This is a genomic window from Faecalibacterium sp. i21-0019-B1 (assembly GCF_042852915.1).
GTDB lineage: Bacteria > Bacillota > Clostridia > Oscillospirales > Ruminococcaceae > Faecalibacterium > Faecalibacterium taiwanense.
In genome coordinates this window covers 1,993,499-2,008,231 of the sequence record NZ_AP031425.1, presented here as the reverse complement: position 1 = coordinate 2,008,231, position 14,733 = coordinate 1,993,499, and the positions used below count along the sequence as shown (strand labels likewise).

Sequence of the window (14,733 nt, the reverse complement as noted above, 5' to 3'; positions counted from 1 at the left end):
GTCTTAAGGGTTCAACGGAAGGAGGAGGGACCGATGCACATTCAGAAGGTGCTGAACAGCAGCGTTGTGCTGGTGCAGGATGACAGCGGCGAGGAATCCATCCTGCTGGGCAAGGGCATCGGCTATGGCCGCAAGGCGGGCGAGCCCATTGAACGGCAGCCCTCAGACCGCGTGTTCCTTCCATTGTCCAACCCGGACGCACAGCCTATGCTGGAGCTGTTTTCCAGCATTCCGGCATCCTATCTGGAACTGACGCAGGACATTGTGGACGACGCAGAGCAGTCGCTGGGAGTCAAGCTTTCGGCGCACATCTATCTGCTGCTGACCGACCACCTGCATTTTGCAGTGGAGCGCCAGCAAAAGGGTCTTGTGGTGACCAACCGCATCTTCTGGGAAATCAAGCATTTTTATCCCAAGGAGTACGCGGTGGGCCAGCGCGGCCTGCAGAAGGTAAAGGCAAAGCTTGGCATCGAGCTGCCGGACGAAGAGGCAGGCAACATCGCCTTCCATATCGTCAACGCCCGGCAGGACCCGCAGGCCGGCTACGATGCCATGCGGGCAGCGCAGCTGATCGGTGAGCTGTCCAACATTGTCACCTACAGTATGCACTGCCCGGTGAGCACCGAGAGCATCCACTATGCGCGGTTCGTGAGCCACCTGCAGTATTTTGCCGAGCGGTTCTTCTCCGGCAAGCTGATGGACAGCGAAGACGACTTTTTGTTCCAGCAGATGCAGCAGAATTATCCGGCAGCGGTGACCTGCGCGGAAAAAATACGCACCTTTGTGCTGCGCAAGTACGGCGTGTTTTTGCCCAACGAGGAAACCGCCTATCTGGCGCTGCATGTGGCGCGGCTGACGAGCGGCAAATAAAATCAGAAAAAGGGGAGAGCTGCCTTGCGGAAGGCGGCTCTCCCTTTGGGTTTTGAAAAAGGGAAGGGGAAAGGAAAAAACAATGGAGATAAGTCTGTTATTGATGCAGCAGATCGCACAGCTGTTCCTCATTCTGATCATGGGCTATGCTGTGGTCAAGGTAGGGCTGCTGAAGGCCAGCGACAGCCGGGTGCTCTCGGTGGTCATGGTGTATCTGGTCACGCCCTGCGTGATCATCAACGCATTCCAGATCGACGATACGCCGGAGATCCGCAAGGGCCTTTTGTACTCCATGGCGATTGCTGCGGCTATCCATGTAGTGCTGCTGGTGCTCAGCGCCCTGTTGAGCCGCCCGCTCAAGCTGGATGCCGTGGAACAGGTGAATGTGATCTACAGCAACGCCGCTGCACTGGTGATCCCGTTGGTCAAGGCTCTGATGGGCGATGCGTATGTCATTTACTCCTGCGCATTCATCATTGTGCAGCTGGTGCTGCTGTGGACCCACGCCAGTTCCCTTTTGCAGGGCAGCAGTGCGCTGGACTGGAAAAAGGTGCTCACCAATATCAACATGATCGCCATTGTAGCCGGTGCATTGCTGTACTGGTTCCGTGTGGTGCTGCCTGCACCGCTGCAGAATACCATGAGCACAGTGGGCAACATGATGGGACCGATGGGCATGCTGCTGGCCGGTATGGCCATTGCAGAAAAGCCGCTGCGGGAGGTGTTCTGCACCCGCCGCAACTATCTGCCCACAGTGCTGCGTCTGGTGGTATGCCCGCTGGTGGTTCTGGTGCTGCTGTGGGTCTGCCATGCATCCAGCTGGGTGGCCGACGGCAAGAACATCCTGATGACGGTCTACCTTGCCGCCATCACCCCTGCCTGTGCTACTGTTACCTCCATGGCTCAGCTCTATGACCGCGATGCGGCGCATTCCAGCGCGCTGTATGTGCTGACCACTCTGCTTTCCATTGTGTCTATGCCGGTAATGATCGGCCTGTTCGATCTGCTGCTGTGATGAGCTGCGCTTATTCCCTCTGCCAAAATACAATAGAAAGGAACCAACCTCAATGAATCAACCCAGAGACAAGGGCCTGAACGGCAACGAAAAGATCGAGCAGGCGGTAGCCGCCCTGCAGCAGGAGCCCACACAGGAACAGCTGGCCCACACCCTTACCGTGATCCGGCGGCGCATAAAGGAGCACGGCCAGCTTGTCGTGGCGGTGGAGCCCAATTTGGGCAGTGAACAGATGCAGCTGCGGGCCATCCGGACGGCCGATGACGCAAGCTGGTGGTATGCATTCACCAGCTTTGACGAGGAAATGAAGGGAGCCGAGCCGGTGCAGTCCACCTTTCTTGTGGATATGGACAAGCTGTTTGATGCAGCGCTTGCCGTGCCGGAGATCAGCGGCATCATCCTGAACCCGTGGAACCGCACCATCCAGCTGGATAAGACCCTCATCCGCATTATCAAGGGTGCATGAGTGCGCACCGCAAACCTGCGATACATGGAGGAAACAAAAATGTTCAGACCCATGAGAAGAGCCAGCCGCGCCATCCCGGAAGAAGCTGCAAAGCACCTGCTGCAGCAGTCCCGGCGGGGCGTGCTGGCAGTGAACGGCGACAACGGCTATCCCTTTGCGATCCCGGTAAATTATTACTACGATCAGGAGCACGACAAAATCTACTTCCACGGTGCAAAGTCCGGCCAGAAGGTGGACGCGCTGAAACAGAATGATAAGGTATGCTTTACCGTTTACGGCAACGAACACTTTGAGCCGGGCGACTGGGCACCTTATGTGCAGAGCACCGTGGTGTTTGGCCGCTGCCATCTGATCGACGATGCCGCTGCTACCGAGGCCCGCGTGCGGGAGCTTGGCATGAAGTATTACCCCGGCAAGGAAGAGGTGGAAAAGGAAATTGCGCTGGACATCAAGGCCGTGCAGCTTTACGAGATCACCATTGAACACCTCACCGGCAAACAGATCCAGGAAAAGTAAAAATAAAACAGGGGACTGTTGCAAAATAAAAATGCGATAGCAACTTGCACAAAGAAATAGCACAAAATCAAAAACCCGGAGCCTTTTTTAAGCCGATTTGGCTGTGAAAAGGTTCCGGGTTTTGTGCATTGTTTTTTCAGAGAGCTATTTTGCAACAGTCCCGTATAGATCAGTTTGCAGGGAAAGGCCCGGCGGTTATCTGTGTTACGGGCGCTTGGGGGCCGCTTTGGTCAGCATCTGCTGGAACTTGCGGGCTGCCGTGTTCAGCGGGCGGTGATGGTCGTACACAAGGCAGATGGAGCGCTGAGGGATGATCTCCTGCAGATGCAGCTGCACGATCTCACCGCGGGCCAGTGCATCCTGTGCCATGGGCTGGGGCAGGAACGCAATGCCCAGCTCACTTTTGACAAGGGTCAGCATCTGGTCGGTGGTGGCAGCCTCGGTATCCGGCTTCAGCACCGCACCGTGATCCAGAAAGAACTGCCGGTAAAAGGCGCGGGTCATGCTTTCGTCGCTCAGGGAGATCAGCGGATAATTGTTCAGCTCCTTCAGCGAAAGGTTCTGGCTGGCAAGGGCAGTAAAGGTCCTGCCGCCCACAAGCACCTCATAAAAGGGCTTCAGCTCCACCATTTTCAGGCCGCTTTCCACCTCGGCAGGGGTGGTGATGATGGCAAAATCCACCTCGCCGTTTTTCACGGCCTGCAAAGCCTGCGGCGTGGAGTGGTTGGAGATGCGCAGGCGGATGCCGGGATAGTCCGTGTGGAAGGCGCGCAGCTTTTCTGCAAGGTAGATGTTCAGCGCAGTTTCGGTAGCGCTGATGCTGATCGCACCGTGTTCCAGCGTGGCGCTGGCGCTCAGCTCTTCTTCTGCATCCTGAATCTGAACCGCCGCAGATGCAATGCGGGAGTAAAGCAGTTCACCCTCCGGGGTAAGGGTAACGCCGCGGTTGGAGCGGATGAACAGCACGCAATTCAGCTGGCTTTCCAGCCGGTTCATCGAGTGGGTGATGTTGGGTTGGTTGTTGCCCAGCACCCGCGCGGCTTTGGTGAAATTCTGATATTTCGCGACATAATAAAAGATTTTGTAATATTCCCAGTCCACATACATAGCGGCGTGCCCTCTTTCATGTCAATTTTGTATCGTGATCATGTGCAGGATACTTTTTACACATTCTCTGCTTGCTAGTATAATAACACCGCAATCAAAAATTGCAAGAGGGAATTCAAAAGTATAAAGTGGTTTGAACGGAGGCGGTTCTTATGTCTGAGATCAAAAAGGTCGTGCTGGCCTATTCCGGCGGTCTGGATACTTCCATTATCATCCCATGGCTGAAAGAGCATTACAACAACTGCGAGGTCATTGCAGTGTGCGGCAATGTGGGCCAGAAGGGCGAGCTGGAAGGTCTGGAAGAGCGCGCCAAGGCAAGCGGTGCTTCCAAGCTGTACGTAGAAGATCTGACCGATGAATTTGTGGAGGATTACGTCATCCCCACCATGCAGGCCGGGGCCGATTACGAGGGCTATCTGCTGGGCACCAGCTTTGCACGACCCATTCTGGCAAAGCGTGTGGTGGAGATCGCCCGTGCCGAGGGTGCAGATGCCGTGTGCCACGGCAGCACTGGCAAGGGCAACGATCAGGTGCGCTTTGAACTGGCCATCATGCACTTTGCACCGGACCTGAAAATCATCACTCCGTGGCGTGAGTGGGATATCCAGAGCCGTGACGAAGAGATCGACTATGCCGAGGCACATCACATCCCGCTGAAGATCAACCGCGAGACCAACTACTCCAAGGATAAGAACCTGTGGCACCTGAGCCATGAGGGCCTTGACCTTGAGGACCCGGGCAACGAGCCGCAGTACGATAAGCCGGGCTTTTTGGAGCTGGGTGTCAGCCCCAAGACCGCACCGGACAAGTCCGAGTTCGTGGAGCTGGCATTTGAAAAGGGCGTGCCGGTGAGCCTGAACGGCGAAAAGATGAAGCCCGCCGTCCTCATTGCCAAGCTGAATGAGATCGGCGGCCGCAATGGCATCGGCCTGTACGATGTGGTGGAGAACCGTCTGGTGGGCATGAAGAGCCGCGGTGTGTACGAGACGCCCGGCGGTACCATCCTCTATAAGGCTCATGAGGTGCTGGAAACTCTGACGCTGGATAAGCTCACTGCCCACAAAAAGCGCGAGCTGGCCATCACATTTGGTGAGCTGGTCTATGACGGCCAGTGGTTCAGCCCCCTGCGCAAAGCTCTGAGCGCCTTCGTCACCTCCACGCAGGAAAACGTTACCGGTAAGGTGCGTCTGGAGTTGTACAAGGGTAACATGATCAATGCCGGTGTTTGGTCTCCGTATTCCCTCTACCGTGAGGACATTGCAACTTTTGCTGCCGGCGGCGACTACAAGCAGAGTGATGCTACCGGTTTTATCAGCATCTATGGTCTGCCCACCAAGGTACAGGCTATTGTAAATAACGAAAAAGAAGGTAAATAAGAAGTTATGCTTACCGCAGTTACTGGTATCAATTGGGGCGATGAGGGCAAGGGCCGCGTCATCGATCTGTTAGCCGAACATGCCGATGTTGTTGCCCGCTATCAGGGCGGCAACAATGCCGGCCACACCGTTGTAACGGAGCAGGGCAAGTTCATCCTGAACCTGCTGCCCTCCGGCATCCTGCACCCGGACGTTGTCTGTGTACTGGGTGCGGGCATGGTGATCGACCTCGACCATCTGGCCGGAGAAATGGATGCCATTGAGGAGCGCGGCGTAAAGGTAGGCTCAGAAAACCTGAAACTTTCAGATAAGGCCACCATCTCCATGCCGTGGCACAAGGTGCAGGACGGCTTGGAAGAGGACCGCCTTGCCCAGAAGGGTGCGGCCTTTGGTTCTACCCGCCGCGGCATTGCCTACGCCTACAGCGACAAATACCGCAAAAAGACCCTGCGTCTGGGCGATCTGCTGCATCTGGACGAAAAGCGCGTGCAGGACCGCCTGCACATGATCCTGGAATCCAAGAATCTGGAGCTGGGTGGCTGCTATCATCAGGAACCCATGAGCTACGATGCTCTGCTGGAATGGTGCCGGATGCAGGCCGGACAGTTTGCACCGTATATCTGTGATGTGGGTGCATTTTTGAAGCAGGCTCACGACAGCGGCAAGCGCATCGTGCTGGAAGCCCAGCTGGGTGCCATGCGCGATATCGATTACGGTATCTTCCCGTTCACTTCCAGCTCCAACACGCTGGCTGCCTATGCGCCGCTGGGCGCAGGCATTCCGAACTGCCGTCTTGACCATGTGGTGGGCGTGCTGAAAGCCTACTCCACCTGCGTGGGTGCAGGCCCCTTTGCCGCCGAGAACGCCATGAGCGAGGACTGGAATGAACAGCTGCGCAAGGCAGGCGGCGAGTATGGTGCGGCCACCGGCCGTCCGCGCCGTGTCGGCCCCTTCGACTGTGTGGCCAGCCGCTACGGCCTTACCTGTCAGGGCGCAGACAAGATCGCCCTGACGAAGCTGGATGTGCTCAGCAGCATGAAAGAGATCCCGGTGATCACCGGTTACACATTGGATGGCGTGCAAGTCCCCAGCTTCGACCCGCTGTCCGACCTTGACCGTGTAAAGCCGGTGGTCACTATGCTGCCAGGCTGGAACAAGGATATCTCCGGCTGCAAGAGCTGGGATGAGCTGCCCAAAGAGGCCAAGGCTTACGTGGAATTTCTGGAAAAGCAGCTGGGCCATGAGATCCAGTTCGTCTCTACCGGAGCCGAGCGCGAGAAGTTCGTGCTGAAAGGAGAATGGCTGTGAGACACTTTATTGAGCCCAACAGCTTTTCTCTGGAAGAGCAGCTGGCCCTTCTGGATCTTGCCGACCGGATGGAGGCCGACCCGGCACCCTATGCTCACCTGTGCGATGGGCGCATTCTGGCCACCCTGTTCTATGAGCCTTCCACCCGCACCCGCCTTTCGTTTGAATCGGCCATGCTGCGGCTGGGCGGCAAGACACTGGGCTTTGCAGGGGCACAGCTTTCTTCCGCCAGCAAGGGCGAGACGGTGGAGGACACCGCCCGCGTGGTGAGCAACTACGCCGATGTGATCGCCATGCGCCACCCCAAAGAGGGCGCACCGCTGCGGGCATCCCTTTCTGCACGTGTGCCGGTGATCAATGCAGGCGACGGTGGGCACGCGCATCCCAGCCAGACCATGATCGACCTCATGACGATCCGCCAGCGCAAGGGGCGGCTGGATCATTTGACTATCGGCTTCTGCGGCGACCTCAAGTTTGGCCGCACGGTCCACTCCCTGACCGCTGCGCTGAGCCAGTTTGAGGGCAACCGGTTCGTGTTCATCTCGCCGGAAGATCTGCGCCTGCCGCAGTATGTGAAGAATGAATCGCTGGAGCCGACCCATCAGATCTATAAGGAAACGGCTGACCTTGAAGCCGAGCTGCCGCATCTGGATGTGCTGTACATGACTCGTATCCAGCAGGAGCGCTTTTTCAACGAGGAAGAATACCTGCGCCTGAAAGGCTGCTACCAGCTGGACGAAGCGCTGCTGCAGAAGGCACCGCAGGATATGCCGGTGCTGCATCCGCTGCCCCGCATCGACGAGATCAAAAAGGATGTGGATGACGACCCGCGTGCCGCCTACTTTGATCAAGTGCACAATGGCGTGTATATCCGCATGGCCATCATTCTGGCATTGCTTGATATCCCTGATCCAGTTACCGGCAAAAAGGTGCTGGAAGCATGATATAAACCTCTTTCCCGAATCCTAAAAAGAAAGCCGGGCAGACCGCAGTCTGCCCGGCTTTCTGATATTACTTTAATCCACCACCGGAATGTTCAGCCCGAATTCCAGCGGGCGGAAGCGGGGGCAGACGTTCACGGTGATGCAGATGACCGATGCGGCCAGTCGGCTGCCGATCTCGCAGGACTCGGCCAGCGTTTTGCCGTAGGTCAGGCCGATGGTGGTGCCGGCAAAGAAGGCATCGCCTGCGCCGGTGGTGTCGATCACATCCACCTTCTTGGCAGGCACCACGCCGCACTCGCCGTTGGCGCGGGCATATACGGCACCCTGACCGCCCATGGTGATCACCATACTGGGAATGTTGGCGCTGTGCACATTGGCGGCCAGAACCCTGCACATCTCGTCCGGAGTCAGATGGCCGTAATCATCGGAGAACAGCAGCCCGGCTTCCTGCTGGTTACACACAAAGCAATCGATCTGCTGCAGGAAATCCCGGCGCTCCATGGCAATGCTCATGTTGGAAATGGCCGCAAAAACCTTTTTGTTGTACTTTTTGGCGTAGTGCAGCACCTGTTTTACAGTATCTTTTTCCAGATCCAGCTCCAGCGCAATGGCATCGCAGTCGGCAAAGATCTCGTCGCCCTTTTCCTTTAAAAGGCCGGTGAGGGGAGTGGTATCCGGCCGCTTGGAAATGGCTGCATGCACATCGCCGTCGTTGTCAAAGATGGCCAGCCAGGTGCCCATGCCGTCCGGCACGCGCTGGATGTACTTGGTGTTCACCTTGTGGTTCTCCAGCTTGTTGATCACATCCTGTCCCATGCCGGTGTCGTCCACCAGACTGACAAAGGTAGGGCGCAGCTCTACATTGGCGATATCCTCCACCACGTTGCGGCTCACTCCGCCGTGTACCTGCTCAATGCGGCCGGCATTGCGCCCGCCCGGAATATAGGCGGAAAGGGGATAGCCTTTGATATCCACAAAAACAGCACCGAGCACAACGATTCCCATAGCAAAAAACCTTTCTGAACAAGAAATATTTACGTCTATTATACCGTATTCTGACACAATGCGCCATCCCTTTTGCGCAAAAACTCCGCAAAGGTCAGGCAAGGGCTGTCTGCGCTGTGCGCACCAGATATTCCATGGCCTGCATCGGGTACTGTCCGGCAGCAGTCTCACCGGTCAGCATCACGCTGGCCGCGCCGTCCAGCACGGCGTTGTAAATGTCGCTCACCTCGGCACGGGTGGGCACGGCGCGGGTGCACATGCTGTCCAGCATCTGGGTCACTACCATAAAGGGCACGCCTGCAGCCCGGCAGGCGGCGGAAAGCTGCTTCTGGCAGCGGGGCAGCTCCCACAGCGGCATGGCATTGCCAAGGTCTCCGCGGGCGATCACCACCTCATCCACAAGGTGGATGAATTCCGGCAGGGCACGCACACCGGTCATGTTTTCAATTTTGGCAAAGATACGGATATCCGCAGCCCCGGCTTCTTCCAGCGCATGGCGCAGGGCCAGAATATCTGCTTTGCCGCGCACAAAAGGCAGCATCACACCGGTAACACCGCACTGCTTTGCAATTTTCAGGTTCTGCAGGTCTTCCTCCGTCAGGGTAGGCGAGGGCACCGCAAGGCCCGGTGCAGCAATGCTTTTGCGGCTCTGCAGGGTGCCGCCGCGCACCACGGTGCACACAAGGGCTTCCGGCAATGCCTGTGTGACCTGCACCAGAAGCTTGCCGTCGTCCAGCAGAAGCTGCTGCCCGGGCGCAGCCGCCTGTACCAGAGCTGCCGGGCAAGGTACGCCGTCTGCGCCAAGGCGTACAGAGCTGCCCTCAACCAGAGCAACAGGCTCTGCCAGCGTGCCGATGCGCAGTTCCGGCCCCTGCAGGTCGATCAGCAGCTGGCGGATGCCGGCTGCGCGGATCATGGCCAGCCAGTCGGTGTGCGCCGCCAGCGGCCCGTGGGAAAGGTTCATGCGAATGCCGGTCATGCCGGCTTCCACCATGTGCTGCAAGATCGCCGGCTGTGCGCAGGCCGGGCCGATGGTACCATAAAAATCCAAGGTTCATTCCCTCGATTCATTTTTTATTTCTAATGTATATTGTAACATGAACTGTCCGGGTTGAAAAGAGCCGGACGCGGGCAGAATAAGGGGATTGAAAAAATGCGGTAGCAGCCTGCGCAGGGAAATTGCGAAAAATCAAAGACCCGGAACCTTTTTAGAGCTGTTTAGCCCTGAAAAAGTTCCGGGTTTCGTACAATGTTTTTGGAGAGCTGTCTTGCAACAGCTTTTTCGCATGTTCGGATGCTTTTATCGGCAAAGGCCGAGACGCTTTTTGAAGCCCTCCCACAGGCGCACCACCCGCTCCCGCGGCAGGAAATACCCGCAAGGACGGCGATTGCCGGGTGCACTGTGTGGCGCGGGTACCGGTACACCTGCCCGAATAACAAAAGAGGCTGCCGCACATCGTTTTAGCCGAAAGTGCAACAGCCTCTTTTTATTGTGGGCAATCAGCCCTCCGATGCAAAAAATTCTTTGGTCAGCCTGACCACCGTGCCGGAAAGCAGCAGCAGCGCGAGCAGGTTCGGAATGCTCATCAGGCCGTTGAAGGTATCGGCGATGCTCCACAGCAGGCCCAGATCCATCGTTGCGCCCAGAATGGACACAAAGGAGTAGACCAGAAAGAAGGGCTTTGCCACCTTATCGCTGCGGCACAGGAACACCAGGAACCGGGAACCATACAGGCCCCAGCCGATGATGGTGGAAAAAGCAAAGCAGCACAGGGCCACAGCGGTAAAGATGGAAGCCCAGCCGCCGTAGGTGGTGGTAAAGCCGCTGATGGTCAGCTCTGCACCGGCTGCGGTGCCGTAGTTCACGGTGGTACCGCTGCACAGAATGACCATGGCAGTCAGGGTGCAGATGACGATGGTATCGGCAAACACTTCAAAGATGCCGAACATGCCCTGCTTGACCGGCTTTTTGGTGTCGGCGCAGGCGTGGGCAATGGAACCGGTGCCAAGGCCGGCCTCGTTGGAGAAAATGCCGCGGGACACACCCTTCTGCATACTGACGAACAGGCTGCCGATGGTGCCGCCGGTGAACGCTGCCGGGTTGAACGCGCCCGCAATGATGGACTCGAACACATAGGGCAGGCGCTCAAAGTTCAGCACCATAACGCCCACGGACAGCACGATGTAGAACAGAGCCATAAAGGGCACCAGCTTTTCGCTCACGCTGCCAATGCGCTTGATGCCGCCCAGCAGCACCATGGCCACCAGCATGGCCACTGCGATGCCAACCACGAGGTTCAGGGTAGAAAGCGCACCGCCGCCCACCACGCCGTACTCCAGCAGAGCGGTATCGATAGCGGCAACGATGGTATTTACCTGTGTGGCATTGCCGGTGCCAAACACGGTCAGCACGCCAAACAGGGAATACAGCACAGCAAGAAACTGCCAATGCTTGCTCAGGCCGTTTTTAATGTAGTACATGGGGCCGCCTACCCATTCGCCCGCCTCGCTGCGCTCACGGTAGTGCACCGCCAGCGTGACCTCGGCAAACTTGGTGCACATGCCCAGCAGGGCAGAACACCACATCCAGAACACGGCACCCGGTCCGCCAATGGCGATCGCGCCTGCCACACCGGCAATGTTGCCGGTGCCCACGGTGCCGGCCAGCGCGGTGCACACTGCCTGAAAGGGAGTCATGGCGCCATCGGAAGCGTCTTTTTTGCGGAACATGCGTCCAATGGTGATCTTGATGGCGTAGGGAAATTTGCGGATCTGCAAAAAGCCCGTGCGAACGCTCAGGAGCAGGCCTACGCCGATGATGCACACCATGGCGGGCACGCCCCAGATGAATTGGTTGACCGCCTGATTGACGGCCGTGATCGTCTCGATCATATTTTTCCCACATCCTCTGTTAAATTGCGCTTTTCCAGCCGAAATGCCGGAAAACAAACACCTTATTTTACCGCAGTTTTTGCGTACTGTCAAATAAAATGCACAAAAAAGAGGGAGGATTTTTGGCAAACTCTCCCTCAACTGCTTGAAACTATTTTATTTTACTTGTCCTTCGCCGTCCAGCGCTTTCAAGAAGGCTCAGCACTTTCCAACTGCCTTGCGGTACACCGGGTAAGCCACGATGGCGGACAGCACTTCGGTGATCCAGAATGCATGCCACACGCCGTTGGCACCAAGGAAATGGCACAGCACAGCGGCCAGCGGCATGATGAATACGATGTAGCGGCACAGCGAGATGACCAGCGATTCTGCGCCCTTGCCAAGGCCTTCCAGTGCACCGGAAGAGGTGGTGGATACGGCAGAAACCACAAAGCCCAGACAGATGATGCGCAGGGCAGTCTGGCCGATGGCGACGGTTTCGGGGTTGGAAGTGAACAGCTGCATCAGCGGGCGGGAAGCGAACAGGCAGATGACCGTGCCCGCAGCCATGATGGCAGCACTCATGATGAGGGTGAGTTCGTAGAGCTTTTTCACGCGGGCGTGCTGTTTGGCACCGTAATTGTAGCCAATGAGCGGGCGCATACCCTGCACGATGCCATTGGCGGGCAGATACAGGAAGGTCTGCAGCTTGTAGTAAATGCCCAGCACCACCACGTAGCTCTGGGAAAAGCCCGCCAGCAGGCCGTTCAGGAAGGTAACCAGCAGAGAGGGCAGGGCCAGATTGAGGATGGCCGGCACGCCGATGGCATACAGTTTGCCGTCCAGTGCAGCATCCGGGCGCAGGCAGCTGCGGCGCAGTCGGATAGGCAGCTCAGTACGGACGTAAACGAAAAGGTAAACGCACAGGCTCAGCAGCTGGCCGATGCCGGTGGCAAGGGCCGCACCCGCAATGCCCATGGCAGGCACCGGGCCAAGGCCGAAGATCAGGATGGGGTCCAGAAGGATATTGCACACACAGCCAAAGATCAGCGCCGCCATAGTCACCTTCATGCGGCCCACGGCCTGAAACATCTTTTCAAAGGCCAGTGCCGCCATGTTGATGGTGGCAAACAGGAATACGATGGTGGAGTAGGTGATGCCGGATGCGATCAGGCCTGCGTCGCTGGTGAACCGGCGCAAAAAGCCCGGCATGATGACAATGCTGACAATGGTGATGAGAATGCCGTGCATCAGGCTCAGCGCCATACCGTGGGTGGCGGCAGTCTCGGCCTTTTTGTGGTCGCCCGCGCCAAGGTACAGTGCGATCATGGCATTGATGCCGATACCGAAGCCGATGGCGATGGCGTTGGCAAAATTCTGGATCGGGAACACCAGCGACAACGCAGTCATGGCGTCTTCGCTGATGCGGGCCACGAACAGGCTGTCCACGATGTTGTACAGACTGTTCACCAGCATGGAAATAACATTGGGCAGCGCCATGGATACCAACAGCGGCAGCACCGGTTTTTCTTTCATAAAGGTCTCGTTCATAGTGTTTGCATTGCTCCTGTAGAGAAAAGGAATGAATTACTGCAGCCGCGGAATCGTCAGGGCGAGACTGCTCGAAGATAAAAGCAGACGCAAAAAAGCCACACAATGGCTTTTTTGAAGTCATTGTGTGGCGAAAAGTAGCATACTGCTGTAAAAATCCACACGAATTTTATTAACTGTAGGATAACACGGCTTCCGGCAGATGTCAAGAGGTCAAACAGATAAAGTATGACTTTTATAGACTTGACCATTTTTCACCGGGAGGCTAAAATAAAAATAGATACTTTATAAAATAAGGAGAATCCTGCCATGAAATGGATGATCGCATCCGACCTGCACGGGTCGGCGTTTTATTGCAAAAAAATGATCAAAGCGTTTGAGCGGGAGAGAGCAGATCGGCTGCTTTTGCTGGGGGATCTTTTGTATCACGGCCCCCGCAACGACCTGCCGGAGGGTTATGCCCCGAAGGAGGTCATCCCGCTCCTGAACGGGCTGAAGCCGGCGCTTTTGTGCGTGCGGGGCAACTGTGACGCTGAGGTGGATCAGATGGTGCTGGATTTTCCCATTCTGGCCGACTATGCGGTGCTGCCGGTGGGCAGGCGGCTCGTTTACGCTACCCACGGTCATGTGCACAACCTGAAAAACCTGCCGCCGCTGGCTCCGGGGGATGTCCTGCTGCATGGCCACACCCACATTCCGGCGTGGACAGAGTTCGGCGAAGGCAATCTCTACCTGAACCCCGGTTCTGTGAGCATCCCGAAGGAGGGGAGTGCACATAGCTATATGACACTGGAAGGGGAGACTTTCCTTTGGAAAACGCTGGAAGGCGAAGTGTACCGGGAGCTGGAGCTGTGATGGGGGCAATGGAGCTGGAAGAGAACACGGTTCAGATCCGGGATGATTTCGACCCGGACAAAATTCTGGAAAGCGGCCAGTGCTTTCGCCCCCGGAAGCAGGCGGAGGGCTGGTATCGGTTTGTTTCCGGGAGACAGCTGCTTTACCTCAGACCACTGCGCAGCGGAACCTACACGGTGCGGTGTGAGCCGGGCGCATGGGAAACCTTCTGGCACGGTTACTTCGACCTTGGCCGCAGCTATGCCGCCCTGCGCGGAAAGCTGGACAGCCGGGACGACTTTCTGCAGCGTGCCATGGAATACGGCCGGGGCATCCGGGTGCTGCGTCAGGATGAGTGGGAGATGCTGGTCAGCTTCATCATCTCGCAGCGAAAGAGCATCCCGGCTATCCGCAGGGCGGTAGAGCTGCTTTCGGAGCGGTTTGGCGAGCGGCTGGGCAGCGATAGCGAAGGGCCGGTGTATGCGTTCCCGACAGCAGAAGCGCTCTGCTGTGCCGGGGAGCAGGCGCTGCAGGAGTGCGGTCTTGGCTACCGCACCCGCTACGTGCTGCATGCGGCGCAGCAGGCGGCAGAGGGCACACTGGACCTGAAGAAGCTGGCTTCCCTGCCCGATGAAGCACTTTTTGCCCGTTTGATGGAACTGGACGGTGTTGGCAAAAAGGTGGCAAACTGCGTGTGTCTGTTCGGCTATGGCCGTGTGGGCCGTGTGCCGGTGGATGTCTGGATCGAACGGCTCATCCGGGACGAGTTTGCCGGGCAGGACCCGTTCCCGCAGTTCGGGCTGGAAGCAGGCATCGTGCAGCAGTACCTGTTCTTTTATAAAAGAAGCGTGGGATAAGAACCGCGGAGCC

General features: G+C 57.2%; 14 protein-coding genes. 9 read left to right on the top strand and 5 right to left on the bottom strand.

Features of this window, described 5'->3' with window-relative positions; all coding sequences use genetic code 11:
* Nucleotides 1–33 precede the first annotated feature (33 nt).
* The 4 genes from ACGHP1_RS10040 (at nucleotide 34) to ACGHP1_RS10025 (ending at nucleotide 2,867) form a co-directional block, all read left to right on the top strand.
* Nucleotides 34–870, top strand: coding sequence for a PRD domain-containing protein (locus tag ACGHP1_RS10040; protein ID WP_005945634.1), 837 nt, complete (start codon nucleotides 34–36; stop codon nucleotides 868–870).
* 82 nt (nucleotides 871–952) lie between these two features.
* Nucleotides 953–1,885: an AEC family transporter gene (locus ACGHP1_RS10035; protein ID WP_291015236.1), complete on the top strand. Its 933-nt coding sequence runs from the start codon at nucleotides 953–955 to the stop codon at nucleotides 1,883–1,885.
* Between the two features lie 52 nt (nucleotides 1,886–1,937).
* Nucleotides 1,938–2,351 carry an SseB family protein gene (locus ACGHP1_RS10030; RefSeq protein ID WP_349935264.1) on the top strand — a complete coding sequence of 138 codons (414 nt, stop codon included), beginning with the start codon at nucleotides 1,938–1,940 and terminating at the stop codon, nucleotides 2,349–2,351.
* A gap of 39 nt (nucleotides 2,352–2,390) precedes the next feature.
* Nucleotides 2,391–2,867: a pyridoxamine 5'-phosphate oxidase family protein gene (locus ACGHP1_RS10025; protein WP_044954198.1), complete on the top strand. Its 477-nt coding sequence runs from the start codon at nucleotides 2,391–2,393 to the stop codon at nucleotides 2,865–2,867.
* 204 nt (nucleotides 2,868–3,071) lie between these two features.
* Here ACGHP1_RS10025 and ACGHP1_RS10020 read toward each other — a convergent pair whose 3' ends face one another.
* A complete protein-coding gene (locus ACGHP1_RS10020; RefSeq protein ID WP_332376461.1) occupies nucleotides 3,072–3,974 on the bottom strand; it encodes a LysR family transcriptional regulator in 903 nt (300 codons plus the stop codon).
* Nucleotides 3,975–4,126: 152 nt separating this feature from the next.
* Here ACGHP1_RS10020 and ACGHP1_RS10015 point away from each other — a divergent pair, with 152 nt between their 5' ends.
* From ACGHP1_RS10015 to pyrB, 3 genes are read left to right on the top strand one after another with little or no spacing between them, the layout of a single operon-like run.
* On the top strand, nucleotides 4,127–5,350 hold the full coding sequence (locus ACGHP1_RS10015; RefSeq protein WP_097775311.1) for an argininosuccinate synthase: 1,224 nt from the start codon (nucleotides 4,127–4,129) through the stop codon (nucleotides 5,348–5,350).
* 6 nt (nucleotides 5,351–5,356) lie between these two features.
* Entirely contained in the window at nucleotides 5,357–6,658 is a 1,302-nt protein-coding gene (locus tag ACGHP1_RS10010) for an adenylosuccinate synthase (RefSeq protein WP_390509267.1), read from the top strand.
* Complete coding sequence (gene pyrB / locus ACGHP1_RS10005) at nucleotides 6,655–7,602, top strand: aspartate carbamoyltransferase (RefSeq protein ID WP_044954226.1); 948 nt, start codon at nucleotides 6,655–6,657, stop codon at nucleotides 7,600–7,602. The genes ACGHP1_RS10010 and pyrB overlap by 4 nt, the downstream gene beginning before the upstream one ends.
* A 72-nt stretch (nucleotides 7,603–7,674) precedes the next feature.
* Here the strand turns inward: pyrB and ACGHP1_RS10000 are convergent, their stop codons facing one another.
* The 4 genes from ACGHP1_RS10000 to ACGHP1_RS09985 form a co-directional block, all read right to left on the bottom strand.
* Nucleotides 7,675–8,607: a carbohydrate kinase family protein gene (locus ACGHP1_RS10000; protein WP_390509264.1), complete on the bottom strand. Its 933-nt coding sequence runs from the start codon at nucleotides 8,605–8,607 to the stop codon at nucleotides 7,675–7,677.
* Between the two features lie 94 nt (nucleotides 8,608–8,701).
* The gene (gene pyk / locus ACGHP1_RS09995) at nucleotides 8,702–9,658 is read right to left on the bottom strand and encodes a pyruvate kinase (protein ID WP_097775314.1); all 957 of its coding nucleotides are present in this window, start codon (nucleotides 9,656–9,658) and stop codon (nucleotides 8,702–8,704) included.
* A gap of 449 nt (nucleotides 9,659–10,107) precedes the next feature.
* The gene (locus ACGHP1_RS09990) at nucleotides 10,108–11,499 is read right to left on the bottom strand and encodes a sodium:alanine symporter family protein (protein WP_005945656.1); all 1,392 of its coding nucleotides are present in this window, start codon (nucleotides 11,497–11,499) and stop codon (nucleotides 10,108–10,110) included.
* Nucleotides 11,500–11,697: 198 nt separating this feature from the next.
* Entirely contained in the window at nucleotides 11,698–13,029 is a 1,332-nt protein-coding gene (locus ACGHP1_RS09985; RefSeq protein ID WP_097775315.1) for an MATE family efflux transporter, read from the bottom strand.
* Between the two features lie 309 nt (nucleotides 13,030–13,338).
* Here ACGHP1_RS09985 and yfcE point away from each other — a divergent pair, with 309 nt between their 5' ends.
* Entirely contained in the window at nucleotides 13,339–13,884 is a 546-nt protein-coding gene (yfcE, locus tag ACGHP1_RS09980; protein ID WP_005945659.1) for a phosphodiesterase, read from the top strand.
* Nucleotides 13,884–14,720 (top strand): DNA-3-methyladenine glycosylase, encoded by an 837-nt coding sequence (locus ACGHP1_RS09975; protein ID WP_294647611.1) that lies wholly within the window; start codon nucleotides 13,884–13,886, stop codon nucleotides 14,718–14,720. The genes yfcE and ACGHP1_RS09975 overlap by 1 nt, the downstream gene beginning before the upstream one ends.
* Nucleotides 14,721–14,733: the final 13 nt, after the last annotated feature.